We start from the raw sequence: 26,449 nt of genomic DNA, 5'->3' as shown, positions 1-26,449 counted from the left end.
TTCAAGTGGAATTTGACAAGACGATGAAGTTTAATATCGAAGAACTACCGAAAGAAGAAGTACGCACCGTATTATTAAATGTCTACAACACGTTAGAAGAACGTGGTTATAGTCCGATCAACCAAATTGTTGGCTATTTACTATCAGGTGATCCAGCTTATATTCCAAGACATAATGATGCACGTAATCAGATTCGCAGATTAGATCGTGACGAAATTATGGAGCAACTCGTTTCAAGCTATATTAGCGCTGAGAAAACAAATGAATAAATCTATAGGATTAGATGTCGGTTCAAAGACAATCGGCGTTGCTTTAAGTGACGCGATGGGATGGACAGCACAAGGTTTGACAACACTCCGTATCGATGAAGCGAATGAAGATTATGGAATAGATGCACTGAAAGAAATAATTGAAACACATAATGTAACGACAGCGGTAATTGGATTGCCGAAGAATATGAACAACACGATTGGACCTAGTGGAGAAGCTTCACTGCACTTCAGTGAAATATTAAAGTCTGCATGTCCTGCACTTGAAATAGTAATGTGGGATGAGCGCCTTTCAACTGTCGGTGCAGAAAGAAGCTTGCTTGAAGCTGATGTGTCGAGAAAAAAACGTAAACAAGTCATTGATAAGATGGCAGCAGTTTTTATACTGCAAGGATACTTAAACTCTAAATAGAAAAGGATGATAAACATGACAGAAAATAACGAATTAAACAACGGGACTTTAGATATTAATAACGAAGAGGAATTATTAACTTTATTTGATGAAGCAGGTAACGAAGTATTATACCGCAAGCTTTTAGAATTTTATCACCCAGAATTTGAGAAAACTTACATTATCTTAGCTGAAGAAGGCGCAGATGAGGATGAAGAAATTGAATTAATTCCTATGATCAACGAGCCAAGTGAAGATGGTGAAGGTGGTAAATTATTACCTGTTGAAACAGATGAAGAATGGGATATGATTGAGGAAGTTGTTAATACTAATTTTGACGGCGAATAATAGAAGGAGACTGTAATGACAAACAGGAATAAAGAGATTAGAGATACGAAAACTTTCTCTAAACTGCTTTCTTCTATTATCATAGGTATTATTTTATTAGGAGCTGTTATATTAGGTATTGCAGGGTTTCTATATTTTAATGCAAGTCAGAGACCGCTTGATCCTGGTAACAAGTCAGTAACGAAAGTACAAGTACTACCAGGTGAGTCGGCATCGATGATTGGAGAAAAGCTAGAGAAAAAGAAAATTATTAAAAACAGCAAGATGTTTAAGTATTACTTAAAGTTTAATAATATTTCAAACTTCCAGGCTGGCAATTATGAATTTTCACCTTCTATGACTTATGAACAAATTGCAAAAAGTCTGCAAAAAGGTGAAGTATATCTTCCGGTATTATTCAAGATGAATATTCCTGAAGGGATTACGATGGATCAAATCGCAGAAATCGTGTCTAAGAAGACAGATATTTCTAAAGAAGATTTTATGAAAACTGTAAACGATAAAACGTTCGTGAAGAAGATGATGAAAAAACATCCGAAACTAATTTCAGATGATGTACTGAAAAAAGATGTTAAAACACCACTTGAAGGTTACTTATTCCCAGCAACGTATGATTTTACAGAAGAAAATCCGACGATTGAACAAGTAGTAGATAAAATGCTTACTGCAATGGAACATCATGCATTTCCTTTATGGGATAAGTACGGTGGCATCAATATTACTGAAGCAGGTAAAGAGAGAAAGCTTACGTTCCATGAGTTTTTAACATTCAGTTCACTCGTTGAACGTGAAGCAACAGGTCTTACAGATCGTGCTAAAATTGCTTCAGTATTTATTAACCGTATGGGTGAGAACCCAGAAATGCCGCTGCAAACCGATCCGACTGTTTTATATGCGCTTGGTAAGCATAAAGCAGTAACATATGAAGCTGACTTGAAAGTTGAATCGCCATATAATACGTACATTCACCCAGGATTACCACCAGGACCAATTGCAACGAGCGGTATTGCATCTATGGAAAGTGTACTAAACCCGGCGAAAACGGATTACTTATACTTCTTAGCAGATAAAGATGGAAAAAACTATTTCTCTAAAACATTAGATGAACATTTAGAGAAAAAGGATAAACATATCGATAGTGTACAAAATTAATAATTAAAATCCGGATGGTGACGAAACGTCATTGACCGGATTTTAATTATATACATAATGTTCGTTCTACAATTACCTATTACATTTTCTACTAAAATGTGATACAATACTTTGAAAATAAATTTTCTACTACCAGCCGTGTGGTTGGTAATTTTTTCGTTAAAGGATTGTTTAAATGATTAAAGAAGCAACATATATCAGTAATTTAAATCCAGTAAATGATATAGATACGTTAATACAATATGCAATTGACAATGAAGTGCCGATCATGGATAAGATTTCTGTAGAATTTGTTAAACAATTGATACGAATTCATAAAGCACAATCAATCCTTGAAATCGGAACAGCGATTGGTTATAGTGCACTACATTTTGCATCAGTAAATGATGCGATTCATGTGACGACGATTGAACGCAATGCAACGATGTATGAAACAGCGTTGCGAAATTTTGAGGCGTTCAATTCGAAGCAGATCAGACCAATATTTAAAGATGCACTGGAAGCATTTCATGATGTAAATGATAAACAGTATGATATATTGTTTATCGATGCGGCAAAAGCACAGTCAATGAAGTTTTTTGAACTGTATAGTCCACTCGTAAAGCAAGGTGGCTTAATTATTACGGATAACATTTTATATCATGATTTTGTCGGTAATATCGAAATAGTCCGCAGTAGAAATATTAAACAAATGGTACGTAAAATCGAAAAATATAATGCGTGGTTAAGTGAACACCCGGATTATGATACAAACTTTCTTGATATCGGCGATGGCATGAGTATATCAATTAAGAAATAAAGGAGAACACAATGACAGAATTATTAGTTACACCGAAATCATTAACACATATTGATGCATTAATTGAAGCAGGTGCAGATGCATTTTTAATCGGTGAGTCAAAGTTTGGCTTAAGACTTGCCGGAGAATTTAATCGTGAAGAAGTAAAACTTGCTGCAGAGAAAATTCACGCACATGGAAAGAAAGTTTATGTCGCAGTAAATGGCTTATTCCATAATGAACATCTTGATGATGTAGAAGACTATATGAAGTATTTGCATACATTGGATATCGATGCGATTACTTTCGGTGACCCGGCAATTGTGATGTATGCACGTGAACTTGGGAATACAATTCCATTGCAGTGGAATCAGGAGACGCTCGTAACGAATTATTTCCAGTGTAATTACTGGGGTGAACGTGGGGCGAATCGCGCGGTACTTGCACGAGAATTATCGCTGGAAGAAGTTTTAAACATTAAAGCACATGCAAATGTAGAAATTGAAGTACAAGTTCATGGTATGACATGTATGTTCCAGTCTAAACGTAATTTACTCGGTAACTACTTTATGTATCAGGATAAAGTTATGAAGATTGAAAACAGAGCGCAAGCGGACGCAATGCTCTTATATGATGAAGAACGTAACAATAAATATCCGATTTTTGAAGATAGTAACGGTACACATATTATGAGTCCGAATGATATTTGTGTAATAGAAGAGTTAGAAGAACTGCTAGATGCGAATATTGATAGCTTTAAAATTGACGGCGTATTGCATAGCGAAGATTACATTACGACAGTAACGAAAGCGTACCGTAAAGCAATCGATTTATATATGGAAAATCCTGATTTATACGATGATGCAAAGTTTGATTTAATTGATATGATTGAAGAGATTCAGCCTGAACATCGACCGCTGGACCAAGGGTTCTTATTTAAACAAACGGTTTACTAAAATGGAAATTAAGGAATGATAATATGAAAACTGAAATGGAAATCATGAATCAGCAGCCTAAAATCAAAAAGCCGGAATTGCTGGCGCCTGCTGGTAATCTCGAAAAATTAAAAATCGCAGTGCATTACGGTGCTGACGCTGTCTTTTTAGGTGGTCAGGAGTATGGTCTGCGTTCTAATGCTGATAACTTTACTATAGAAGAGATTAAAGAAGGCGTTGAATTCGCGAACCGTTATGGCGCAAAAATTTACATTACAACAAATATAATTGCACATGATGAGAATATGCCTGGCTTAGAAGAATATTTACAAAAGTTAGAATGGGCGGGTGCAACAGGAATCATCGTCGCAGATCCATTAATAATTGAGACGTGTAAGCGCGTAGCACCAAAGTTAGAAATCCACTTATCAACACAGCAATCATTATCGAATGTTAAAGCGGTGGAATACTGGAAGTCTGAAGGTTTAGAACGTGTTGTATTAGCACGTGAAACGAGCGCAGAAGAAATAAAAGAAATGAAAGAGAAAATTGACATCGAGATTGAAGCATTTATTCACGGTGCAATGTGTATCGCATATTCTGGTCGCTGCACATTAAGTAACCATATGACTGCACGTGACTCAAACCGTGGTGGCTGCTGTCAGAGCTGTCGTTGGGATTATGACCTCATTACAGTAAATGATGGTGAACTTGATGTAGCGTATGAAGGTGATAACGTAACACCATTTGCTATGAGCCCAAAAGACTTAAAACTTGTCGAAAGTATACCGAAGATGATTGATATCGGTGTAGATTCGCTTAAAATTGAAGGGCGTATGAAATCAATTCATTATATTGCTACAGTCGTTTCAGTATATCGTAAAGTAATTGATGCATATGTTAATGACCCGGAAAACTTTAAAATTGATCCAGAGTGGTTAGTGGAACTTGATAAGTGTGCAAACCGTGACACAGCATCTGCTTTCTTTGAAGGTGTACCAGGGTTTGAAGAGCAGATGTTCGGACATGAACAATCGAAGAAAACTCCATATGACTTCTGTGGATTAGTGTTAGATTATGATGAAGCAACTCAAATTGCGACGATACAGCAACGTAATAACTTTAAACCAGGGCAGGAAATTGAGTTTTTCGGTCCTGAAATTGAAAATTTCAGACAAGTGGTAACTGAAATTATAGATGAAGAAGGAAATGTGCTTGATGCTGCACGTCATCCATTACAAATCGTACAAATTAAAGTTAATCATCCGGTTTATCCGATGAATATGATGAGGAAGGAACTGAACTAATGCGTAAAACGACAATAATCGGAATTGCGGGAGGATCAGGTTCAGGTAAAACTTCCGTAACATCAAAGATACTAAAGAATCTTGAAGGTTATAGCGTAGCTTTAATCGAGCAGGATTACTATTATAAAAATCAGGATCATCTAACGTTTGAAGAACGTCTGAAAACGAACTACGACCATCCATTTGCGTTTGATAACGAATTACTAATTCAAAACTTAAAGGATCTGCGTAATGGAGAAACAGTTGAAGTGCCGACATATGATTATTCAAATCATACAAGAAGTAAGAAAACGATTACATTTGAACCAAAAGATGTTATTATAGTAGAAGGCATTTTTGCACTGGAGAACAGTGAACTTCGCGATCTTATGGATGTTAAGATTTACGTTGATACTGATGCAGATTTAAGAATTCTGCGTCGTATCGTTAGAGATATTAAAGAGCGCGGGCGCACGATGGAATCTGTAATCGATCAGTACTTATCAGTTGTAAGACCGATGCATAATCAGTTTATAGAACCAACGAAAAAATATGCTGACATTATTATTCCTGAAGGTGGAAGTAATTCAGTCGCAATCGATATTATGACTACAAAAATACAATCATTAATTCAAGTTTAGAATGAGAAAAGAGGACAAATTATGGAAATGCAAAAAGAATACCCAATGACACAAGAAGGTTTTGACAAATTAGAAGTTGAATTAGAACATTTAAAAACTGTACGACGCCCTGAAGTCGTAGAAAAAATTAAAGTAGCGCGTAGTTTCGGAGATTTATCGGAGAACTCTGAGTACGATGCAGCGAAAGATGAGCAAGGTTTCGTTGAACAGGAAATCACGAAAATTGAAATGATGTTACGTCATGCAGTTATTATTGAAGATGATGGTTCAAAGTCTGAAGTTCAAATCGGTCGTACAGTAACATTTACTGAAGTTCCAGGTAATGAAGAAGAATCATACAAAATTGTCGGTAGTGCTGAAGCGGATCCATTTGAAGGTAAAATTTCAAATGAATCACCAATCGCTAAAGCGTTACTTGGTAAAAAAGTTGGCGATGAAGTTAACGTACCACTTCCAAACGGTAATGAAATGCGCGTTAAAATTGTTGAAATCAGCTAAATAAATGTTGAAAAAGGTTGAGAGGATTTCCTCTGAACCTTTTATATGGAGGATAATTATGATTGGTATTATTGGTGCAATGGAAGAAGAAGTTGCAATTTTAAAAGGTGAAATACAAGATTTAACGACTGAAAAAATTGCACATGTAGAAATTTATAAAGGAACGCTTTACAGCAAAGATGTTGTGCTGATGCAAAGTGGTATCGGTAAAGTGAATGCATCGATTTGTACGACGTTACTGATCGCAAATTTTAAACCGGACTATATTATTAACACTGGTAGTGCGGGTGGTTTAGGTGCAGGTCTTAAAGTTGGAGATATATTAGTCAGCACCGATGTTTTACACCATGATGTAGATGCAACTGCATTCGGTTATGCACAAGGTCAGGTGCCGATGATGCCTGAAATGTATAAAGCAGACGACATGCTTGTTGATAAAACGAAGAGAGCAATCGTTAAACATAATTATACTGCACATACAGGCTTAATCGTTTCGGGTGACAGTTTCATCGGAACTGCTGAGATGAAAGCAGCAATATTAGAGACGTTTCCACAAGCTATGGCTGTTGAAATGGAAGCTGCTGCTGTTGCACAAACGTGTTATCAGTTCAATACACCATTTATTATTACACGTGCTGTAAGTGATTTAGCTAATGGTGAAGCTGAGATGAGTTTCGAGCAATTTTTAAAAGTGGCTTGCGTATCAAGTTCTAACATTGTAAAATCATTATTAGAGACATTATAATAAGCTAGGAGGCTTATGTATGATTTTTATTATGGCATTAGCAGTTATTGCAACTGCAATTATCGGTTTTGTAATCTACAATGATACTGAAGTAGACTACGCACCAAACCAGGAAATTGAATAGTGATAAGCGGGCGGATCAGTGATTGGTCTGCTCTTTTGTTTTGAAATTATAGATTCGGGTATTATGAGTATAAATTGAGCGAGAGGTGTATTATGGGAATTTTTAAGAAATATTTGTTACCGAGTAAATATGCGAAATCAATTTTTGAAATTACGCCGGAAGAATTAACATCCAGAGGTGTAAAAGCAATCATTACGGACTTAGATAATACGTTAGTCGGCTGGGATGTTCCGCTTGCAACACCTGAAGTAATTGAATGGTTTAACAGTATGCGTGAAGCAGGGATTCAAGTAACAATTGTATCTAATAACAAACAGGCACGCGTTGCGACATTTGCAACCCCGCTGGAAGTTGATTATATTTTCAATGCACGTAAACCGATGGGACAGGCATTTAAGAAAGCTGTAAAAGCAATGGGTGTATTACCCGAAGAAACGGTCGTTATCGGAGATCAGATGATGACTGATGTATTAGCGGCGAATAGTAATGGTTTTTATTCTATTATGGTCGTTCCTGTTAAATCAAATGATGAATGGAAAACGAAAGTGAATCGAATGATGGAACGTAAGTTTTTAGCATACTTTAAGAAAAAGGGATATATCACGTGGGAAGATTAATTTTATATCGATGATGTAAAATTAACCCTTTACTTTGTAAAATAATTTTTGTATTATTATTTTACAAAGTTGATATATGCGGGTGTAGTTTAGTGGTAAAACCTCAGCCTTCCAAGCTGATGTTGTCGGTTCGATTCCGATCACCCGCTTCTAAATTGGATGAGACGTATGTCTCGTCCTTTTTTATTGTGCGCTGCAATACTAAATACATCATTTATGATAAAATATATAATAGTGAGTTAAATAATGGAGGAATATAATTTGAGTGAACAGATGAAATGTATCGGTTGTGGTGCAGAACTTCAGTCAGATGATCAGAATAAACCTGGTTATGTACCCGCTTCAAGTTTAAATAAAGAAGATGTCATTTGTAAGCGTTGCTTCAGGTTGAAACATTATAATGAGATTCAGGACGTGAATATAACAAGTGATGACTTTTTAACGATGTTAAACGCTTTAAGTAATAAAGAAGGTATTATCGTTAATGTCATTGATGTATTTGATTTTCAAGGTTCATGGATCAATGGTTTAAAGCGTATCGTCGGTAATAAGAAAGTTATCATTGCAGCAAACAAGATGGATTTACTTCCGAAGCTGATTAATAAACGTCGTGTGCAACTATGGATTGAAAAACAAGCGAAAGAGCTTGGGATGAAACCAGATGATGTCGTATTAATTTCAGCTCAAAAAAATCACGGAATAGATACATTGCTGGAATCGATTGAATCGATGCGTAACGGTAAGGACGTTTACATCGTCGGTACGACAAATGTAGGTAAGTCTACGTTAATTAATAAATTAATTGAGACGAGTGTCGGTGAGAAAGACGTTATTACTACAAGTCATTTTCCAGGAACGACACTTGACTTAATTGATATTCCACTTGACGATCATTCATTTATGTTTGATACGCCAGGTATCATTCAGGCACATCAGATGACACACTATGTTACAGATAAAGAACTGAAAATCATTATGCCGAAGCAGGAAATCAAACCACGTAACTTCCAGCTGAATGAAGGACAGACATTATTTTTAGGTGGCTTAGTACGCGTTGATTACGTATCAGGTGGTAGAAGAAGTTTAAATTGTTTCGTCAGTAATTTACTACACATTCATAGAACAAAAACGGATAATGCGCAGGAACTATGGCATCGTCAAATTGGTGACTTATTAACACCACCGGGAAATGGTGAATTTGACTTCGATAATGTGAAGAAAGTTCAGTTGTCCGTAAAAGATGAAAAACAGGATATTATTATATCAGGTCTTGGTTTTATTACGGTAGACAAAGGTGCACAAATCGTCGTTCATGCACCGAAACAAGTCGATGTTTATTTAAGACCGAGCATATTGTAGAGGTGATATCATGAAATTTGCAGTGATAGGGCATCCAATAAAGCACTCTTTATCACCACTTATGCACCATGCTAACTTTAAAGCGCTGCAGACTGATGATGAATATGCTGCACTTCATATCGATCCGAAACACTTTCATCATCTGAGAGATATTATTCAGGATCAGGCAATAGATGGTTTTAATATTACAATTCCTTATAAAGTGGATATGCTACAAGTTGTCGATGTCGTTGATACAGAAGCACAGATGATTGGTGCAATTAATACGGTGCACATTAAAGATGGTGTCTGGTATGGTTATAATACAGACGGAGCAGGATTTAAAGCGTCTATTGAAAATTATATCGGCGGTAAAAATATTGTCGTACTTGGTGCTGGTGGTGCGAGTCGAGCGATATGTTATACATTATTTAAAGATAATAAAGTAACAGTACTGAACAGAAATACGAATCGCGTTGCAGACTGGCCATTTCAAATCGAAGCTTACACGTACGATATGAGTGATGCGATTAAGCAGGCGGATATAGTTATTAATACGACACCGGTTGGTATGGATGGATTTATGACTGATGATTTAATCGATATATCTCAATTGAAACCGAGTGCTGTCGTATGCGACATTATATATACACCAGACAGAACACCGATACTGCAAAGTGCAGCACAGCGAGGATTATCAATTATAAACGGCCTTGATATGTTTGTGAATCAAGGTGCGCTCAGTTATGAAATATGGACAGAAAAAAAAGCGGATAAAACAGCGATGAAGCAAGCTGTAATCAATTATTTACAAAGGAGCACATTATGCTAACAGGAAAACAAAGAAGATATTTACGTGCACAAGCACACAATTTAGACCCAATCTTTCAAATTGGTAAAGGTGGCATCAGCGATAATTTAATTGAGCAATTAAACGATGTACTGGAAAAACGCGAACTTATAAAAGTCAGTGTATTGCAGAACAATATGGATGATAAAGAAGAACTTGCAGAAACGATTGCACGCCGTGTATACGGTGAGCTCGTACAAGTAATCGGATCAACAATCATTTTGTATAAACCTTCAGTAAACCATAAAAAAATCGAACTACCAAGATAATGGAAATCATCCTTTACGGCGGTTCATTCGATCCGATTCATATTGGCCATGCATTTGTTGCAAATGAAGTGTTCCAGCAGTTTAAGCCGGATAAATTTATCTTTATGCCAGCAGGACAAAGTCCACATAAAAATTCGAAGCCGAACGTATCAGATGAACACCGACTGCATATGATTCAACAAACAATTGATTACTTGCAGTTCGGTGAGATTGATACGTTTGAAATAGAACAGGCAGGTAAGAGCTACACGTATCATACAGTTTTATATTTGAAGGAAAAGTATAAAAACTGCAAGCTTAAAATATTAATTGGATATGATCAGTACGAAGTGATTGATAAGTGGTACAATTTAGAAGCAATTACTTCACTTGCATCGTTTATCGTCGTGAATAGGTCACGTGATGAACTGACTTTAAGAGAGCCTTTTATACCGTTTACATTGCCGAGAATGGATGTAAGTGCGACTGATATTAGAATGCGTATACATAATGGTCAGTCAGTGAAGTGTTTACTATTAGCTGATGTAGAACATTATATAAGAGAGGAGCACTTGTATGAAGAGAAAAAAAGCGATTAAATTAGTAGAAGAGAAATTACCGAAGAAGCGTTTTGAACATTCATTACGTGTTGCAAAAACAGGTGTTAAACTCGCTGAAATGTTCGGCGGTGACAAGGATATTGTAGAGATTGCTGGGATTTTACACGACTTCGCAAAGTACGATGATTTAAGTTTACTTTATCAGGCTGTGACGCATTACAAGCTTGATACTGAATTGCTTGCATACAACTCAGAAATATTACACGGACCAGTTGCAGCTGAAATTATGAAGCATGAATATCATATTGAAGATGAAGAGATTTATGATGCAATTTATAACCATACATGTGGCCGTAAACAAATGGGATTAAATGAAAAAATTATTTTTGTCAGCGATTATATTGAACCGAGAAGAACGCAGCCTGGTGTAGATGATATTAGAGACATCGTATATATTGAGAAAAATCTGGACAAAGCAATTTATGAAATTTCAAAGCGCACGACACTCTATTTAGTTGAAAATGATAAGACGATTTATCCAAAAACGATTGAATGTCTTAATTATTATAATTTACAAAGATAAAGGATGGATTTAATGAATAGTAAAGCATTATTAGAACTTGCATTTAATGCATGTGATAACAAACGAGCAGAAGATATTATCGGTATTAATGTCGCAGATGTAACAGGTGTAACAGATTATTTCGTAATCTGTGAAGGGAACTCAGATCGTCAAGTTCAGGCAATTGCGCGTGAAGTGAAAGATGAAGCCCAAAAGAACGGTATTGAAGTAAACCGTCTTGAAGGATTTAATGAAGCACGCTGGATACTCGTAGATTTAGGAGATGTCGTTGTTCACGTATTCCATCATGAAGAACGCGACTACTATAATTTAGAAAAATTATTCAGAGATCAGGAAATTATTACGTACGAATCGGAAATGTTGTAATGGAATACGGCCAATTTGCGCACATATATGATCGATTTATGTACGATCAGCCGTATGAAAACTGGGCACAAATCGTTCAGCCGTATATTCCTGAAGATGGATCTGTATTAGATATTGCAACAGGTACTGGTAAATTACTGCAGCTCATCTCAGCACGTGATAAAGTCGGTGTTGATTTAAGCGAAGAAATGCTCACTGTTGCACAGCATAATGTTATGAATGCACAGTTTATTGTCCAGGATATGACGCAATTAAACCTTGATAAAACATTTGATACGATTACGTGTTTATGTGATAGTTTAAATTACTTACAAAGCGAAGACGAAGTTATCACAACATTTCAGAATGTATATCATCATTTAAACGATGGAGGTACATTCATATTTGATGTGCATACCGTTCAGAAATTTGAACTGTATTTTAATAACGAGACATACAGTGATGACTTGTCTGATATTGTCTATATATGGCATGCAATAAAAGGAGATACACCGTTAACTGTTTATCACGAGATGACATTTTTCGTATCTGATGGAACAGTGTATGAAAGGTTTGACGAATCGCATGAACAACGTACTTTCCCGATTGAATTTTATATATCAGCACTTGAACAGACTGGTTTTGAAATAGAACAACACTTTTTTGATTTTGATATTCATCAGACAACAGCAACTGAAACAAGTGAGCGCGTATTTTTTGTCGTAAAAAAACAAAAAGAAGAAAAATAAATTTTTAATTATTACAAATAAAAGATGATACACACTTCCTGATATAACATATCAGGAGGTGTTTTTTTGAACAATTTTTTAAATATAAGTGCAATGCTTGATAAGTTTAATGCACATAAGCAATTAGTCGGTATAGCAGTTGTCACGGTCATAGCAGTAGTCATCTTACTCATAAGATCTGTAACGATGTCGCATAGTAACGAAACAATCACAAAGCCTAAAGTATCTGAAGAACTTCCAGTACAAAATGAAGTGTCGCCACAAGTAGAAGCAAGGCAAAAGCAAATTAAAGTCGATGTGAAAGGAGCGGTTAAATATAGCGGCGTGTATGATGCGAAACAAGGTGAACGTATTCAGGATGTGTTAAAGCATGCTGAAGTTTTACCGAATGCGGATTTAGATGCTGTTAATTTATCGCAGGAAATAAGAGATGCGCTCGTAATCTATATTCCTTTCAAAGGTGAAGTAAAGACAGATAAATTTACGCTCTATCAAAGTTCAACTTCGTCTGTACAAAGTAGCGTTCAAAATAATGCCCATGAGAAAGTAAACATTAATCAGGCAGAACAATCACAACTCGAAGAAATTCCAGGTATCGGCCCGAAAAAAGCACAGGATATTATTAAGTACAGGACAGATAACGGAGGATTCAAATCTATCGAAGAAATAAAGGAAATTAGAGGTGTTGGTGAGAAGACATATGAAAGTTTAAAGGATTATATAGAAGTTTGATTGATTTACAATAAATATCATATTACAATTGTATCAAAATGATTTGGAGTGGATGTTATGGAACGTATACAATGGAAAGAGTATTTTATGGCACAAAGTCAGCTGTTAGCATTACGCTCAACATGTACGCGACTAAGTGTCGGTGCAACGATTGTAAAGGATAACCGTATTATCGCTGGTGGATATAACGGTTCAGTTTCAGGAGAAGTACATTGTATCGATGCAGGATGCTACGTAGAAGGTGGCCATTGTATTCGAACGATTCACGCTGAGATGAACGCATTATTACAATGTGCGAAGATGGGTGTATCAACAGAAGGTGCGCATATTTATGTAACACACTTTCCATGTATACATTGTACGAAGTCAATCATTCAAGCAGGAATTAAGAAAATCTTCTATGCAGAAGATTATAAGAATCATCCTTATGCAATAGAACTGTTACAGAAGAACGGAATTGAAACGGAGAAAATTGACTTCAATCCAGAACATGTCGCTCGTTATTTTGAACAAATGTAGAACGGAGGCAATGTGGGTTTTATAGCGGTTATCGTTATTATTTGTGCAGTATTATGTCAGCACGACACAATAAGTGGTGTGCTGCTCATACTGATTGCAGTTGCCGTGCTCTATAAGAAAGGGCTAATCCGCTTTATTTACATATATTGTGTAATATTTTTAAGTGTATATTTATTTTATGCACATCATTCATTTACACGTATTGTAACGGATTTTAATCATCACGATATAAGAGAACTCAATACGACAGGTTACTTTACTCCGAAGTTTTCAGTTGATGGAAATTTATTGATGGGTGACATTGTCGCCCAAAACGCGCAATACAAATTCATCTATAAAATTAAATCTGAGTCAGAACAACGGCAGTTTAAACGTGGCCAACATGTTTATCAGCGTTGTCATATTAATGGTGAATTTCAGTCGCCATTACCGAACACTAATATATCAGGCTTTCATTTTGATGAATTTTTATATTACGGTGCATATAATGGTACGCTTACAATCGACAATATCAATTTTCATTCGTGTTGTGAAAAAACGCTGAATTTAATTGAATACATTCGACTGTATCGCTTTCAGATCGGTGAAACAATGATGCAGCAACTTAAATATGGAGCTTATATAACAGCACTTACGACTGGAGACACGCGATATATTGAACATGAAAAGCTAAATGATTTAAAAACATTAGGCATCTACCATTTATATGCGATAAGTGGCAGTCATGTCGCACTGATTACAGTGCAGTTATACTATTTGCTGAAACGTTTATATATTCCGATACATATATGCAAAGCCATCATACTACTATTACTTCCAGTATACGTTATATTAACAGGAGAAGCGCCAGCTGTTGTTCGAGCAGCGCTTTTTATGGCGTTCTTATTAATAAAGCCGAAATCAATTTCAATGCTTGATGCACTATGTATTACTTTTATAGTGAATTTAATGATAACACCATTCGCCATCTATGATATCGGATTCCAACTCTCATACGTCATCTGCTTTTCATTTATTTTTATTTTACAGCGCCTCACATTATCAGTAATTCAACTATTTATACTAACAAATATTATTTCTCAAATTGCAACATTACCGATGCTTTATTACCATTTCAATATCGTCTACTTTATCGGACTTATAACGAACTTATTATTTATACCGCTATTTTCATTGATTATATTTCCGCTCTGTACGTTAACGCTACTTTTCTATTTGCTTTTTAACCACATACCGACTTTGATGAATATATTAACGACGTGGGCATTTCAACTACACGATAGTTGCATTTCGATATTTATGATGTTTAATCCTTTATCCCTCGTTATTAAGTCACAGCCGTTAATATATTATGTAATGATGATGGTGGCACTGTTATATATTTTTCATTCCAGAGTTTCTATACGATTTATTACTTGTAGTTTTTTACTTATACTATTTCTCATAAGCCGTACTGTAAATGAAGATGCGCTCCATGTACTGGATGTCGGTCAAGGTGATGCAATCGTTATAGAACAGCAAGGAAAGGTGAGGATGATTGATACAGGTGGAAAAGTAGATTTTAATAAAGGCTGGGAGAAGCGGCACGAAACACGAACAATCAGTGAGAAAGTCATTTTACCTTTTTTATATAATAGAGGTATTACTCAAATTGATGAACTTATATTAACACATCCTGATCTGGACCATATTGGAGAAGTGGAGCAATTAATAAGATTAAATATTGTAAAACGCATCATTATTAATAAAACAAAAATGTCATTACCGAAATATGCATCGATCATTCAACTGGCAAAGAAGAAAAACGTTGATATATATGATGAATCAGAAGTACGGGTTAAAGGCATGACTTTTATTGCGGCACGTGACGGACAAGATATTAACGATGAAAGTATCGTTACATTTGTGCAAGGTAAGCAATTGAATGTATTGTTGACAGGGGACTTGAGTAAGGCGCAGGAAAGTAATATTTTATCACAGATTAAATCGAGAATAGATGTCGTAAAGATAGGGCATCATGGATCTGACACGAGTACGAGCGATGCATTATTAAAGCGTGAATTTAAAACCGCCTTAATTTCTGCCGGACGCAATAATTTATATGGACACCCACATCGTGATACAATTACACGATTACATCAATACGGTAAACAAATTTATAATACACAGTCAGTTGGAAGAATCACCGTCAAATTAAATAGAGAAGAAATTACAACGATGCGCAATGAATTAATTAAACAGTAAAACCCGAATGACAGAATAACTGTCATTCGGGTTCAAGTTATGTAATGATTACATAACGAAAGTACATTATTTTGCAATCAGGTCAAAGATTTGAGCGATGATGTAGATTGTAGCAAATCCACCGAATGCAAATAAGAATGCATAACCAGAATCTTGAACATCATTGTTTTTTGATTGAACATTTTTTTCGAATTGATTCATAATTTCTCAACCTCCTAATGTATCTATTTAAGTATATGATAACGAGACAAAAAAAGCTATAATGAAATAGAGATTTTTATATTAAGGAGTATACAATGCGCTATATTTATTTAATACATGGAAGTACGAAACCTTTAGTTGAAGCAGAAACAGATAAATTGTTAGCGAAATTAATCGGGAATCGGGATGAGTTTAATTTCAGTCAGTATGACATGAAAGAGATCCCTTTTGAAACTATGAAAGAAGATGCGATGACGATTCCGTTTCTTTCCGATGCGAAAGCAATTGTCATCCATAATGCATTTGTGTTTACAGGAGAAAAAGTAAAAACGACTTTTGATATTAATATCGATGAAATATTAAAGTTTATTGAAGGTTTTGAAGGTCCGAACTACGTTATTTTTACTGTTTATTCAGATAAACTTGATGAACGAAAAAAAATCGTCAAAAAAATTAAAGCAAATCATGATGTAAGAAAGATAGAACCGTTAGACGAACAAGGGATGAAACAAGTTATAAAGACGACATTAAATGAAAATTTCAAAGATATTAAAGAAGATGCGCTTAATGAAATGATCGGATTAACGGGGATTGATTATAGCGCTGTTATGAAAGAACTGGATAAGCTCGTACTCTATAGCGGTGATACACCAGTAATTACGAAAAGTGATGTATCTCAAGTTGTCAGTCGGAGTCTTGAGCAAAATGTATTTTTGTTAACCGACTATATAACGACAGGGAAGAAGACAGAAGCGATACATTTACTGAAAGATTTAATTCATATGAAAGAAGAACCGATTAAACTGCTTGCATTGATTACGAGTCAGTACAGACTTTACTATCAAGTGAAGATATTAGCTGAAAAAGGATATTCAGAACAGCAGATAGCACGTGAAGTAAAAGTACATCCTTATCGCGTAAAACTTTCTATGCGTAAAGTGCGTCAAATTCCGCTGAAACATTTATTAGAAGTCATCGATGCATGTGCAGAAGCGGATTACGAACTGAAATCATCTTATATGGATAAAGTATTAATACTGGAATTGTTTATATTGAAAGTATAAAAAGAGGTAGTTACAAATAAAATCAAAAAGAATGCAAGAAATAAAAACCATTTCCTGCATTCTTTTTCGTGATTTTACTCGTACCTAAACGCTCGAGTCACGACCTTTTATTTATTTTTCATGATTTGTGATTTTAAACGGTCAGCTTTGTTAGAATGAATTAAGTTGCTTTTCGCAGCTTTATCAATCTTTTTAACAGCTACTTGTACTAATTCTGATTTATTGTCAGCGTTGTTTTCAATTGCCGCTTTAGCGTTTTTCACAGCTGTACGCATATCATTCATTTGAGAAATGTTAGCATCGTGCGCTTTGTTACTTGTAGTAACACGTTTAATTGCAGATTTGATGTTTGGCATAAATTTCACCTCCTAAAAATGTCTTGCACTTGCATTAAATTATAAATTTGATTGCAACAAGAAATATTTTATCAAATACAGCCGTTATATGCAATCTTATTTTTTCAAAACTAATTGATACACTTACATTTAGTTGTTATAATCAAATATACGAACAATTTAAGAAAGTTGGACAATAACTATGAATAATGAGCAACGTTTAAAGCGTCAGGAACGAATTAGAAACTTTTCGATTATTGCCCACATCGACCATGGGAAGTCGACTTTGGCGGATAGAATTTTAGAGAATACAAAATCTGTTGCAACGCGTGAGATGAAAGCACAGCTTCTTGATTCAATGGATCTTGAGCGTGAGCGCGGCATTACGATTAAATTAAATGCAGTACAATTGAATTATACAGCGAAAGATGGCGAAACATATATCTTTCATTTAATTGACACACCGGGACACGTCGACTTCACTTATGAAGTATCACGTAGTTTAGCAGCTTGTGAAGGTGCGATTCTTGTCGTTGATGCAGCGCAGGGTATCGAAGCTCAAACGCTTGCAAACGTTTATTTAGCGTTAGATAACGAATTAGAATTATTACCAGTCATCAATAAAATTGATTTACCAGCAGCTGAACCTGAGCGTGTACGTCAGGAGATTGAGGATGTTATCGGTTTAGATGCGAGTGATGCGGTTCTTGCAAGTGCGAAAGCAAATATTGGTATTGAAGATATACTAGAGCAGATTGTAGAACTCGTACCGCCTCCAATGGGAGATCCTGAAGCACCGCTTAAAGCTTTAATTTTTGATAGTGCATTTGACGCTTATCGCGGTGTTATTTCATCTATCAGAATTATTGACGGTACAGTTAAAGCCGGCGATAAAATTAAGATGATGGCTACTGGGAAAGAATTTGAAGTTGTTGAAGTCGGTATTAATACGCCGAAACAAATGCCGATTGAAGAGTTAACGGTTGGTGACGTAGGTTATATTACTGCGTCGATTAAAAATGTAGGAGACTCACGTGTCGGGGATACAATAACGCATGCGAATAATCCTGCACCAGAACCACTTCAAGGTTATAAGAAGATGAATCCGATGGTATTCTGTGGTGTTTATCCGATAGATACTGGTAAATATAATGACCTACGTGAAGCACTTGAAAAACTTCAGTTAAACGATGCATCGCTTGAATTCGAACCTGAAACGTCTCAGGCGTTAGGATTTGGTTTCCGTGTCGGCTTCTTAGGATTACTGCACATGGAAATTATCCAGGAACGTATTGAACGTGAATTCGGTATTGAATTAATTGCGACTGCGCCAAGCGTTATATACAAATGTGAAATGACAGATGGTAGCGAAGTTGTGGTGGATAATCCGTCTAAAATGCCGGATCCTCAAAAGATTGATAAAATTTATGAACCATATGTTAAAGCGAGTATTATGGTGCCGAATGATTATGTTGGCGCTGTAATGGAGCTTTGTCAGAAAAAACGTGGTAACTTCCAGACGATGGACTACTTAGATGATATTCGTGTAAATATTATTTATGAAGTGCCGCTTTCAGAAGTTGTGTTTGATTTCTTCGATCAGCTGAAATCGAGTACGAAAGGTTATGCTTCATTTGATTATGAACTTATCGGTTACCAGGAAAGTAAACTTGTTAAGATGGACATATTATTAAATGGCGAAACAGTCGATGCGTTAAGCTTTATTGTTCATAGAGACTTTGCATATGAGCGTGGTAAAGTAATCGTTGAGAAATTAAAAACGTTAATTCCAAGACAACAGTTCGAAGTGCCGGTACAAGCAGCAATCGGTCAGAAGATTATTGCGCGTACAAACATTAAATCAATTGGTAAAAACGTACTAGCGAAGTGTTACGGTGGGGATATCAGCCGTAAACGTAAATTACTTGAAAAACAAAAAGCGGGTAAAGCGAAGATGAAAGCAGTAGGATCTGTAGAGATTCCGCAAGATGCATTTTTAGCGGTACTGAAGATGGACGAAGAATAAAGACATGGGCAACCATGTCTTTATTCGTTAGGAGGCATAATGAGAAGTTTATATATTCATATTCCGTTTTGTAATCGTATATGCACGTATTGTGATTTTAATAAGTTCCTCATTAAAAATCAGCCTGTAGATGAATATATTGATTGTTTAATAAAAGAGCTATCACTTATTAAAGATAAGAAATTGTTAACAGTATTTATCGGTGGGGGCACGCCAACAGCACTGAATGAAACGCAGCTAGAACGCTTGCTGGACTATATAGAGCAGACGTTTACGATTCATGATGAATTTACGGTAGAAGCAAACCCTGACGAATTAACACGCGAAAAGATTGCATTGATGAAACGCTACGGTGTTAATCGTCTATCACTCGGTGTACAGACATTTGATAATGAACTTTTAAAGTCGCTCGGTAGAACGCATAAGCAACAAGATATATTTAACGCGGTAAATGATGCAAACGAACTAGGGATTGAATCGATTAGTATTGACTTGATGTACCATTTACCAACACAAACGATCGAACAATGTAAACGGGATTTAGAACTTGCGACGTCACTCAATATTCAGCACATATCAAGCTATTCTTTAATATTAGAACCGAAGACGCAGTTTTATAATATGTACAAAAAAGGAATGCTGCAGCTGCCGGATGAACAATTGGCAGCTGAAATGTACAACATCACGATGACGACATTAAGTAAACACGGCTTCCATCAGTATGAAATTTCGAACTTTGCAAAAGGACAGCATGAATCGGTTCATAACAAAGTGTACTGGCAGAACAAAGAATACTATGGAGCAGGTGCAGGGAGTCATGGTTATATTGATGGTGTCAGATATTATAATATCGCACCGGTGCCACATTATATTAAAGCGATGCATAGCGGAAGTGCAGTTAAAGAGCGTATACCCGTGTCACTTGATGCATCGATGGAAGAGTTTATGTTTTTAGGTTTAAGGATGAATGATGGAATAAGTAAACATGAATTTTTGTGCCGATACGGAAAGTCATATCATGATGTATTTGGGGATGTAACGACATCGCTCGTTAATGAAGGATATTTGATTGAAACAGAAGAACATGTTTCATTGTCACCTCTCGGTAGAATGCGTGGGAATGATGTTTTTGAGAAGTTTCTGCTTACTGTTTAGTAAGTAGAAACTTATTTTTTTATATTTGTGAGTGTTAATGTTGACATACTTTGACCAATTTGATAAATTAGTATTAGCACTTGAGGTGATAGAGTGCTAACGAGGTGAAATATGCTAACAGATAGACAATTACATTTGTTGAACGTAATTGTTGAGGATTTTGTTGATAGTGGAACGCCTATAGGATCTAAGAAGTTGATTGACGATCATCACTTTAATGTGAGTCCTGCAACGATTCGTGCAGAGATGAAACGTTTAGAAGATTTCGGTTTAATAGAGAAGATGCATACATCTTCAGGACGAATTCCATCAGAAGCAGGTTATAAATTTTATGTTGAAGCACTGCAGGAAGAATTCCCATATGAACCGAATTTTGATATCAATAATAGTGATGCGCTCGACTTCAGAAGACTTGCACAACAAATCGCAAGAGATACGAGACATTTGTCTATTGCAACAACATCTCAAATCGATATGAAGTCTATTTCCCAAATTCATTTAACGTATTTAACACCGACAAAACTCGTGTTAATTATTGTATATGAAAACGGAAATGTTGAACATCAGCAAATTTCATGGCAGGTACGTTTAACGAGACTTGAAATTGAGAAGATGAATAATTTTTTGAATGCAAATTTGGCATCAATTAATAAGTCCAATTTACATCATGAAGGATATCCATCGATAAAGCAACTTCCTTTATCACATATAAAGTCAGAGATAATTAAGAAAGCAACGACGAATACGAACGCAGTATTTTTTGAAGGTCGTGAGTATTTATATGAAATTATGGACTCTGATAATTTAGATGCAGTAAGGGAGACGCTGAAACTTATCGATTCTAATATATTGCCTGATTTAATCGAAAGAAAACAATCCAACCAGATTGAAGTGATATTAGGTCAGGAAATTAATCAGAATTTACAAGGGATATCAATTGTAACGACACCGATTCATATGCATAATATGAATGGTAACATTTCAATCATCGGGCCAACTCAAATGAGTTACCGTGATATATTTAATAAATTATCGAATTTACATCGAATGTTTAAGGAGGACTAGATTTGTCAGAAGAGAACAAGCAGGATGTAATGAAAGACGAGAACATCACAGAAACAGAAAATAATGAAACGACTGAAACAAATGTAGATGAGTCAACTGAAACTACGACTGAGTCTACAGATGAATCAGTTGTAAGCGAAGCGCCAGTAGAAGATGAAAATGATCCTGTTGCTGAGCTTGAAGCTAAGCTTGAACAGTCAGAAGAGAAATATTTAAGACTGTATGCAGAGTTTGAGAACTATAAGAAGCGCACGCGTCAGGAATTAGATACTGAAAGAACATACCGTGCACAGAGCGTATTACGTGATATATTACCGGCAATTGATAATATTGAACGTGCATTAGCACAGCAAGGTGAATCAGATGAGTTTAAATCGTTACACAAAGGTGTGGAGATGATTTATGAGAGTCTATTACATTCACTTAAAGAAAATGGCTTAGAAGTAATTGAAGCACTAGACGCGCCATTTGACCCGAATTTACATCAGGCTGTGATGCAGGATAGTGATTCAAGTAAAGATTCAGGTATCGTACTTGAAGAATTACAGAAGGGGTATAAGTTAAAGGAACGTGTACTGAGACCATCAATGGTTAAAGTAAACGAATAATATTTAACGTTTATACATTATTAAATTTTAAATTAATGGAGGAATTATATAATGAGTAAAGTAATTGGTATTGACTTAGGAACTACAAATTCATGTGTATCTGTATTAGAAGGTGGAGAACCGAAAGTAATCGCGAACCCAGAAGGTAACCGTACAACACCTTCAGTAGTAGCATTCAAAAATGGTGAAACACAAGTTGGTGAAGTTGCGAAGCGTCAGGCAATCACAAACCCTAATACAATCATTTCGATTAAACGTCATATGGGTACAGACTACAAAGAAAACATCGAAGGTAAAGCATACTCACCACAAGAAATTTCAGCGATGATCCTTCAAAACTTAAAGGCAACAGCTGAAAGCTACTTAGGTGAAAAAGTAACGAAAGCGGTAATTACAGTGCCTGCTTATTTCAACGACGCAGAACGTCAGGCAACTAAAGATGCTGGTAAAATTGCTGGACTTGAAGTAGAGCGTATTATTAACGAGCCTACTGCAGCTGCACTTGCTTATGGTTTAGATAAAACAGATAAAGAACAAAAAGTATTAGTATTCGACTTAGGTGGCGGTACGTTCGACGTATCTATCCTTGAACTTGGTGATGGTGTATTTGAAGTATTATCAACTTCAGGTGACAACAAATTAGGTGGAGATGACTTTGACCAAGTAATCATCGACTACTTAGTAGAAGAATTCAAAAAAGAAAACGGCTTAGATTTATCTCAGGATAAAATGGCAATGCAACGATTAAAAGATGCCGCTGAAAAAGCGAAAAAAGACTTATCAGGTGTATCTTCAACACAAATTTCATTACCATTCATCTCTGCAGGTGAAGCAGGCCCATTACACTTAGAATTAACGTTATCACGTGCGAAATTTGAAGAATTATCTCATTCATTAGTAGATCGTACAATGATTCCTACACGTCAAGCGATGAAAGATGCTGGATTATCTAATGCAGATATCGATGAAGTCATCCTTGTTGGTGGATCTACACGTATTCCTGCTGTACAGGAAGCAATTAAGAAAGAATTAGGCAAAGAACCAAACAAAGGTGTTAACCCGGATGAAGTTGTAGCGATGGGTGCTGCAATTCAAGGTGGCGTTATCACTGGTGATGTGAAAGACGTTGTACTATTAGACGTAACACCATTATCACTTGGTATCGAAACAATGGGTGGCGTGTCAACAGTATTAATCGAGCGTAACACGACAATTCCAACATCTAAATCACAAGTATTCTCAACTGCAGCGGATAATCAACCGGCAGTAGACATTCACGTATTACAAGGTGAGCGTCAAATGGCAGCAGACAACAAAACATTAGGTCGTTTCCAGTTAACTGACATTCCACCAGCACCACGTGGTATGCCTCAAATCGAAGTAACATTTGATATCGATAAGAACGGTATCGTTAACGTTACAGCGAAAGACCTGGGCACACAAAAAGAACAGAAGATTACAATTCAATCTTCTTCATCATTAAGCGACGAAGAAATCGATCGTATGGTTAAAGACGCTGAAGCAAATGCTGAAGCTGATAAAAAACGCCGTGAAGAAGTAGATTTACGTAACGAAGCAGATCAGTTAATCTTTGCTACAGATAAAGCGATTAAAGATTTAGAAGATAAAGTAGAAGCTGCAGACAAAGAAAAAGCAGAAGCTGCGAAAGAAGACCTGAAGAAAGCTCTAGAAGGTAACGATCTTGAAGATATTAAAACGAAAAAAGACGCTTTAAATGAAATCGTTCAAGGTTTATCAATGAAACTTTATGAGCAAATGGCACAAGCACAACAAGGTGCAGAAGGTGCAGAAGGTGCTGCAGCACAAGATGATGTTGTAGATGCTGAGTTTACAGAAGTGAAAGACGACGATAATAAATAAGCAATCTTTTAAAGTCAAAGTCAATTTATTGGCTTTGGCTTTTTCTTTTAAAATGTACGAGACATTGATATAGTAATAAAGAAGTAAGAAAGGGAGAATGAAACGTGGCGAAAAGGGATTATTATGAAGTACTTGGATTATCTAAAGGTGCTTCTAAAGACGAAATAAAAAGAGCATATAAGAAATTATCAAAGAAGTATCACCCTGATATTAATAAAGAAGCAGACGCAGAAGATAAATTTAAAGAAATTGCTGAAGCATATGAAGTATTAAGTGATGATCAGAAAAAAGCGCAATATGATCAGTTTGGTCATGCAGGTATGGGTCAAGGTGCCGGTTTCGGTGGACAGGACTTTGGTGGCTTCGGTGGATTTGAAGATATATTCAGCTCATTCTTTGGTGGCGGTGCACGCCGTGATCCGAATGCACCACGTCAGGGAAATGATCTGCAGTATCAGATGAATGTAACGTTTGAAGAAGCGGTCTTCGGTGCTGAGAAAGAAATTTCAGTGAAAAAAGAAGTCGAATGTGATACATGTGATGGGAATGGTGCAAAACCAGGAACGAAAGTACACACATGTTCAACGTGTGGCGGAAGAGGTAACGTTCATATTGAACAGAATACACCATTCGGCCGCGTGAGAACAGAACGTACATGTCCGGACTGTGGCGGTACAGGTAAGCAGTTTGAAGAGAAATGTTCAGATTGTGGTGGTACCGGCAGAATGATTAAAACGGTTAAGATCAATGTAAAAGTACCGGCAGGTGTTGATACAGGTCAGCAAATTCGATTATCAGGGCAAGGTGAACCAGGTATCAATGGTGGACCGGCTGGTGACTTATATGTTGTATTTAATGTACAGGACCATGCCTACTTTGACCGTTCTGGAGAAGATATCTTCTATACGCTTGAACTTTCAATTGCGCAAGCTGCACTTGGTGATGAAATAGAAGTACCAACACTTGAAGGAAAAGTGAAACTGACGATACCAGCTGGAACACAAACAGGTAAGCGATTCCGCCTGAAAGAAAAAGGAATTCAGAACGTGCACGGTTACGGCCGTGGTGATGAATATGTAACGGTTAAAGTCGTGACACCAGTGAAGATGACGAATAGACAAGCCGAGTTATTAAGAGAATTTGCAGAAATCGACGGACATGATATAACGGAGCAACCGTCAAACTTCTTCGACAAAACGAAACGCTTCTTTAAAGGAGAATAAAGATGAACTACGTAGAGATAACGATGATGATCAATCATGAACTTGAGCCGTTTATTGCAGATATACTAAATGAAGTAGGTGCGAATGGTGTCGTGATTGAAGATAGTCTGGAACTTATAAAGGGTCGTATTGAAACATTCGGAGAAATTTATGAATTAAATCCGGATGATTTCCCGGAAGAAGATGTACGCGTTAAAGTTTACTTTAGTGAGCTGGATTATAATGCGTCTGTCATTGAACAAATTAAAGAAAAAGTACACGCATTAAATGATGTTGAAGTTACACGTCTTGAATTCAGTACGGATACGGTACAGGAGGAAGACTGGGCAAATGAATGGAAAAATCATTTCCATGCCTTTAAAGTGTCAGACAAGTTCGTTATCGTACCGAGCTGGGAAAGCTATGACGGTCTGCAGGACGATGAACATGCGATACACCTGGATCCTGGTATGGCATTTGGAACGGGAGATCATGCGACAACTTCGATGTGTCTGAAATTAATCGAGAAGTATGTAAAACAAGGTCAATCAGTAATTGACGTCGGTACAGGTTCAGGAATATTAAGTATTGCAGCACATAAATTAGGCGCTGAGCCAATTAAAGCACTTGATTTAGATTCAGTTGCAGTGAAAGTAGCAGAAGATAACTTCGAGAAAAACGACTGCCTTGATGCGATACAAGCAGAACCTGGGAACTTGCTTAAAGGTGAGACAGAAAAACGCGACGTAATATTTGCGAATATATTAGCGCATATCGTGGATATGATGATTGATGATAGTTATGCATTATTAAATGATAATGGACTGTTGATCACATCAGGTATTATCGAAGAAAAAGAAGACATGATTATCGACCACTTAAAACGTGTCGGGTATACGATTATCGAAGTGATGCGTGATAGTGGATGGGTTGCGATTGCAGCAAGAAAAGAGGCGTAAT

Annotated in this window: 31 protein-coding genes and 1 tRNA gene; 30 read left to right on the top strand and 2 right to left on the bottom strand. The window is 36.3% G+C overall.

All coding sequences use genetic code 11. The annotated features are described in order from the left end of the window. Window positions 1–23 precede the first annotated feature (23 nt). From LAU42_RS06755 to LAU42_RS06650, 22 genes are all read left to right on the top strand, one after another. Window positions 24–269, top strand: coding sequence for an IreB family regulatory phosphoprotein (locus LAU42_RS06755; protein ID WP_224184767.1), 246 nt, complete (start codon window positions 24–26; stop codon window positions 267–269). After that, window positions 262–681, top strand: a complete 420-nt coding sequence (ruvX, locus tag LAU42_RS06750) for a Holliday junction resolvase RuvX (RefSeq protein WP_224182871.1) — start codon at window positions 262–264, stop codon at window positions 679–681. Before LAU42_RS06755 ends, ruvX begins: the two co-directional genes overlap by 8 nt. A gap of 15 nt (window positions 682–696) precedes the next feature. Further along, window positions 697–1,008 (top strand): DUF1292 domain-containing protein, encoded by a 312-nt coding sequence (locus LAU42_RS06745; protein ID WP_224182870.1) that lies wholly within the window; start codon window positions 697–699, stop codon window positions 1,006–1,008. 15 nt (window positions 1,009–1,023) lie between these two features. Continuing rightward, on the top strand, window positions 1,024–2,160 hold the full coding sequence (gene mltG, locus LAU42_RS06740) for an endolytic transglycosylase MltG (RefSeq protein WP_224182869.1): 1,137 nt from the start codon (window positions 1,024–1,026) through the stop codon (window positions 2,158–2,160). Between the two features lie 175 nt (window positions 2,161–2,335). Continuing rightward, a complete protein-coding gene (locus LAU42_RS06735; protein ID WP_224182868.1) occupies window positions 2,336–2,959 on the top strand; it encodes an O-methyltransferase in 624 nt (207 codons plus the stop codon). 11 nt (window positions 2,960–2,970) lie between these two features. Beyond that, window positions 2,971–3,894, top strand: a complete 924-nt coding sequence (locus LAU42_RS06730) for a peptidase U32 family protein (RefSeq protein WP_224182867.1) — start codon at window positions 2,971–2,973, stop codon at window positions 3,892–3,894. Between the two features lie 23 nt (window positions 3,895–3,917). Next, window positions 3,918–5,180, top strand: a complete 1,263-nt coding sequence (locus tag LAU42_RS06725; RefSeq protein WP_224182866.1) for a peptidase U32 family protein — start codon at window positions 3,918–3,920, stop codon at window positions 5,178–5,180. Beyond that, complete coding sequence (gene udk / locus LAU42_RS06720) at window positions 5,180–5,800, top strand: uridine kinase (RefSeq protein ID WP_224182865.1); 621 nt, start codon at window positions 5,180–5,182, stop codon at window positions 5,798–5,800. The genes LAU42_RS06725 and udk overlap by 1 nt, the downstream gene beginning before the upstream one ends. A 21-nt stretch (window positions 5,801–5,821) precedes the next feature. Then, complete coding sequence (gene greA / locus LAU42_RS06715; protein ID WP_086042796.1) at window positions 5,822–6,298, top strand: transcription elongation factor GreA; 477 nt, start codon at window positions 5,822–5,824, stop codon at window positions 6,296–6,298. 58 nt (window positions 6,299–6,356) lie between these two features. Next, entirely contained in the window at window positions 6,357–7,043 is a 687-nt protein-coding gene (locus LAU42_RS06710) for a 5'-methylthioadenosine/adenosylhomocysteine nucleosidase (protein WP_224182864.1), read from the top strand. Between the two features lie 216 nt (window positions 7,044–7,259). Next, window positions 7,260–7,784 carry a YqeG family HAD IIIA-type phosphatase gene (locus LAU42_RS06705; protein WP_224182863.1) on the top strand — a complete coding sequence of 175 codons (525 nt, stop codon included), beginning with the start codon at window positions 7,260–7,262 and terminating at the stop codon, window positions 7,782–7,784. A 78-nt stretch (window positions 7,785–7,862) separates the two neighbouring features. Then, window positions 7,863–7,933, top strand: a tRNA-Gly gene (locus LAU42_RS06700). A gap of 112 nt (window positions 7,934–8,045) precedes the next feature. Beyond that, window positions 8,046–9,143 (top strand): ribosome biogenesis GTPase YqeH, encoded by a 1,098-nt coding sequence (gene yqeH, locus LAU42_RS06695; protein ID WP_224182862.1) that lies wholly within the window; start codon window positions 8,046–8,048, stop codon window positions 9,141–9,143. 10 nt (window positions 9,144–9,153) lie between these two features. Beyond that, complete coding sequence (gene aroE / locus LAU42_RS06690) at window positions 9,154–9,954, top strand: shikimate dehydrogenase (RefSeq protein WP_224182861.1); 801 nt, start codon at window positions 9,154–9,156, stop codon at window positions 9,952–9,954. Next, window positions 9,948–10,241, top strand: coding sequence for a ribosome assembly RNA-binding protein YhbY (yhbY, locus tag LAU42_RS06685; RefSeq protein WP_041636036.1), 294 nt, complete (start codon window positions 9,948–9,950; stop codon window positions 10,239–10,241). The genes aroE and yhbY overlap by 7 nt, the downstream gene beginning before the upstream one ends. Next, the gene (gene nadD / locus LAU42_RS06680) at window positions 10,241–10,819 is read left to right on the top strand and encodes a nicotinate (nicotinamide) nucleotide adenylyltransferase (RefSeq protein WP_224182860.1); all 579 of its coding nucleotides are present in this window, start codon (window positions 10,241–10,243) and stop codon (window positions 10,817–10,819) included. The genes yhbY and nadD overlap by 1 nt, the downstream gene beginning before the upstream one ends. Then, window positions 10,797–11,363: a bis(5'-nucleosyl)-tetraphosphatase (symmetrical) YqeK gene (yqeK, locus tag LAU42_RS06675; RefSeq protein ID WP_224182859.1), complete on the top strand. Its 567-nt coding sequence runs from the start codon at window positions 10,797–10,799 to the stop codon at window positions 11,361–11,363. The genes nadD and yqeK overlap by 23 nt, the downstream gene beginning before the upstream one ends. Before the next feature lie 12 nt (window positions 11,364–11,375). Next, window positions 11,376–11,729 carry a ribosome silencing factor gene (gene rsfS / locus LAU42_RS06670; RefSeq protein ID WP_224182858.1) on the top strand — a complete coding sequence of 118 codons (354 nt, stop codon included), beginning with the start codon at window positions 11,376–11,378 and terminating at the stop codon, window positions 11,727–11,729. Further along, a complete protein-coding gene (locus LAU42_RS06665; RefSeq protein ID WP_224182857.1) occupies window positions 11,729–12,457 on the top strand; it encodes a class I SAM-dependent DNA methyltransferase in 729 nt (242 codons plus the stop codon). Before rsfS ends, LAU42_RS06665 begins: the two co-directional genes overlap by 1 nt. A gap of 66 nt (window positions 12,458–12,523) precedes the next feature. Further along, a complete protein-coding gene (locus LAU42_RS06660; protein ID WP_224182856.1) occupies window positions 12,524–13,189 on the top strand; it encodes a helix-hairpin-helix domain-containing protein in 666 nt (221 codons plus the stop codon). A gap of 57 nt (window positions 13,190–13,246) precedes the next feature. Then, the gene (locus LAU42_RS06655; RefSeq protein ID WP_224182855.1) at window positions 13,247–13,708 is read left to right on the top strand and encodes a ComE operon protein 2; all 462 of its coding nucleotides are present in this window, start codon (window positions 13,247–13,249) and stop codon (window positions 13,706–13,708) included. A 12-nt stretch (window positions 13,709–13,720) separates the two neighbouring features. After that, entirely contained in the window at window positions 13,721–15,952 is a 2,232-nt protein-coding gene (locus LAU42_RS06650; protein WP_224182854.1) for a DNA internalization-related competence protein ComEC/Rec2, read from the top strand. Between the two features lie 66 nt (window positions 15,953–16,018). On the opposite strand, the gene LAU42_RS06645 is transcribed toward LAU42_RS06650, so the two are convergent. Next, window positions 16,019–16,153: a YqzM family protein gene (locus tag LAU42_RS06645; RefSeq protein ID WP_086042784.1), complete on the bottom strand. Its 135-nt coding sequence runs from the start codon at window positions 16,151–16,153 to the stop codon at window positions 16,019–16,021. 95 nt (window positions 16,154–16,248) lie between these two features. Between LAU42_RS06645 and holA the strand changes: the two genes are divergently transcribed. Next, window positions 16,249–17,217 (top strand): DNA polymerase III subunit delta, encoded by a 969-nt coding sequence (holA, locus tag LAU42_RS06640; protein WP_224182853.1) that lies wholly within the window; start codon window positions 16,249–16,251, stop codon window positions 17,215–17,217. Between the two features lie 107 nt (window positions 17,218–17,324). Here the strand turns inward: holA and rpsT are convergent, their stop codons facing one another. Then, window positions 17,325–17,573 (bottom strand): 30S ribosomal protein S20, encoded by a 249-nt coding sequence (gene rpsT / locus LAU42_RS06635; protein WP_224182852.1) that lies wholly within the window; start codon window positions 17,571–17,573, stop codon window positions 17,325–17,327. A gap of 181 nt (window positions 17,574–17,754) precedes the next feature. Here rpsT and lepA point away from each other — a divergent pair, with 181 nt between their 5' ends. From lepA to prmA, 7 genes are all read left to right on the top strand, one after another. Next, complete coding sequence (gene lepA, locus LAU42_RS06630; RefSeq protein ID WP_224182851.1) at window positions 17,755–19,578, top strand: translation elongation factor 4; 1,824 nt, start codon at window positions 17,755–17,757, stop codon at window positions 19,576–19,578. Window positions 19,579–19,617: 39 nt separating this feature from the next. Continuing rightward, window positions 19,618–20,733 carry a radical SAM family heme chaperone HemW gene (hemW, locus tag LAU42_RS06625; protein WP_224182850.1) on the top strand — a complete coding sequence of 372 codons (1,116 nt, stop codon included), beginning with the start codon at window positions 19,618–19,620 and terminating at the stop codon, window positions 20,731–20,733. A 111-nt stretch (window positions 20,734–20,844) separates the two neighbouring features. Further along, window positions 20,845–21,798: a heat-inducible transcriptional repressor HrcA gene (gene hrcA / locus LAU42_RS06620; protein WP_224182849.1), complete on the top strand. Its 954-nt coding sequence runs from the start codon at window positions 20,845–20,847 to the stop codon at window positions 21,796–21,798. Window positions 21,799–21,800: 2 nt separating this feature from the next. Beyond that, on the top strand, window positions 21,801–22,406 hold the full coding sequence (gene grpE / locus LAU42_RS06615; protein WP_338147627.1) for a nucleotide exchange factor GrpE: 606 nt from the start codon (window positions 21,801–21,803) through the stop codon (window positions 22,404–22,406). A gap of 51 nt (window positions 22,407–22,457) precedes the next feature. After that, complete coding sequence (gene dnaK, locus LAU42_RS06610; protein WP_224182848.1) at window positions 22,458–24,287, top strand: molecular chaperone DnaK; 1,830 nt, start codon at window positions 22,458–22,460, stop codon at window positions 24,285–24,287. A 104-nt stretch (window positions 24,288–24,391) separates the two neighbouring features. Beyond that, window positions 24,392–25,510, top strand: a complete 1,119-nt coding sequence (gene dnaJ, locus LAU42_RS06605; protein ID WP_224182847.1) for a molecular chaperone DnaJ — start codon at window positions 24,392–24,394, stop codon at window positions 25,508–25,510. 2 nt (window positions 25,511–25,512) lie between these two features. Next, window positions 25,513–26,448, top strand: a complete 936-nt coding sequence (prmA, locus tag LAU42_RS06600) for a 50S ribosomal protein L11 methyltransferase (RefSeq protein ID WP_224182846.1) — start codon at window positions 25,513–25,515, stop codon at window positions 26,446–26,448. Window position 26,449 lies beyond the last annotated feature (1 nt).

It is taken from the genome of Macrococcus armenti (assembly GCF_020097135.1).
GTDB lineage: Bacteria > Bacillota > Bacilli > Staphylococcales > Staphylococcaceae > Macrococcoides > Macrococcoides armenti.
Note: the sequence above shows the minus strand (reverse complement) of the source record. Positions and strands in the feature narration are given on the sequence as shown.

Excerpts from the sequence above, each read along its gene's own strand:
- LAU42_RS06755 (WP_224184767.1), top strand. The coding sequence starts at position 24 with ATGAAGTTTAATATCGAAGAACTACCGAAAGAAGAAGTACGCACCGTA.
- LAU42_RS06735 (WP_224182868.1), top strand. The coding sequence starts at position 2,336 with ATGATTAAAGAAGCAACATATATCAGTAATTTAAATCCAGTAAATGAT.
- LAU42_RS06725 (WP_224182866.1), top strand. The coding sequence starts at position 3,918 with ATGAAAACTGAAATGGAAATCATGAATCAGCAGCCTAAAATCAAAAAG.
- LAU42_RS06730 (WP_224182867.1), top strand. The coding sequence starts at position 2,971 with ATGACAGAATTATTAGTTACACCGAAATCATTAACACATATTGATGCA.
- rpsT (WP_224182852.1), bottom strand. The coding sequence starts at position 17,573 with ATGCCAAACATCAAATCTGCAATTAAACGTGTTACTACAAGTAACAAA.
- aroE (WP_224182861.1), top strand. The coding sequence starts at position 9,154 with ATGAAATTTGCAGTGATAGGGCATCCAATAAAGCACTCTTTATCACCA.
- yqeK (WP_224182859.1), top strand. The coding sequence starts at position 10,797 with ATGAAGAGAAAAAAAGCGATTAAATTAGTAGAAGAGAAATTACCGAAG.
- mltG (WP_224182869.1), top strand. The coding sequence starts at position 1,024 with ATGACAAACAGGAATAAAGAGATTAGAGATACGAAAACTTTCTCTAAA.
- holA (WP_224182853.1), top strand. The coding sequence starts at position 16,249 with ATGCGCTATATTTATTTAATACATGGAAGTACGAAACCTTTAGTTGAA.
- LAU42_RS06645 (WP_086042784.1), bottom strand. The coding sequence starts at position 16,153 with ATGAATCAATTCGAAAAAAATGTTCAATCAAAAAACAATGATGTTCAA.
- ruvX (WP_224182871.1), top strand. The coding sequence starts at position 262 with ATGAATAAATCTATAGGATTAGATGTCGGTTCAAAGACAATCGGCGTT.
- lepA (WP_224182851.1), top strand. The coding sequence starts at position 17,755 with ATGAATAATGAGCAACGTTTAAAGCGTCAGGAACGAATTAGAAACTTT.
- LAU42_RS06665 (WP_224182857.1), top strand. The coding sequence starts at position 11,729 with ATGGAATACGGCCAATTTGCGCACATATATGATCGATTTATGTACGAT.
- hemW (WP_224182850.1), top strand. The coding sequence starts at position 19,618 with ATGAGAAGTTTATATATTCATATTCCGTTTTGTAATCGTATATGCACG.
- yhbY (WP_041636036.1), top strand. The coding sequence starts at position 9,948 with ATGCTAACAGGAAAACAAAGAAGATATTTACGTGCACAAGCACACAAT.
- dnaK (WP_224182848.1), top strand. The coding sequence starts at position 22,458 with ATGAGTAAAGTAATTGGTATTGACTTAGGAACTACAAATTCATGTGTA.
- LAU42_RS06745 (WP_224182870.1), top strand. The coding sequence starts at position 697 with ATGACAGAAAATAACGAATTAAACAACGGGACTTTAGATATTAATAAC.
- LAU42_RS06705 (WP_224182863.1), top strand. The coding sequence starts at position 7,260 with ATGGGAATTTTTAAGAAATATTTGTTACCGAGTAAATATGCGAAATCA.
- LAU42_RS06710 (WP_224182864.1), top strand. The coding sequence starts at position 6,357 with ATGATTGGTATTATTGGTGCAATGGAAGAAGAAGTTGCAATTTTAAAA.
- LAU42_RS06655 (WP_224182855.1), top strand. The coding sequence starts at position 13,247 with ATGGAACGTATACAATGGAAAGAGTATTTTATGGCACAAAGTCAGCTG.
- rsfS (WP_224182858.1), top strand. The coding sequence starts at position 11,376 with ATGAATAGTAAAGCATTATTAGAACTTGCATTTAATGCATGTGATAAC.
- nadD (WP_224182860.1), top strand. The coding sequence starts at position 10,241 with ATGGAAATCATCCTTTACGGCGGTTCATTCGATCCGATTCATATTGGC.
- greA (WP_086042796.1), top strand. The coding sequence starts at position 5,822 with ATGGAAATGCAAAAAGAATACCCAATGACACAAGAAGGTTTTGACAAA.
- prmA (WP_224182846.1), top strand. The coding sequence starts at position 25,513 with ATGAACTACGTAGAGATAACGATGATGATCAATCATGAACTTGAGCCG.
- hrcA (WP_224182849.1), top strand. The coding sequence starts at position 20,845 with ATGCTAACAGATAGACAATTACATTTGTTGAACGTAATTGTTGAGGAT.
- udk (WP_224182865.1), top strand. The coding sequence starts at position 5,180 with ATGCGTAAAACGACAATAATCGGAATTGCGGGAGGATCAGGTTCAGGT.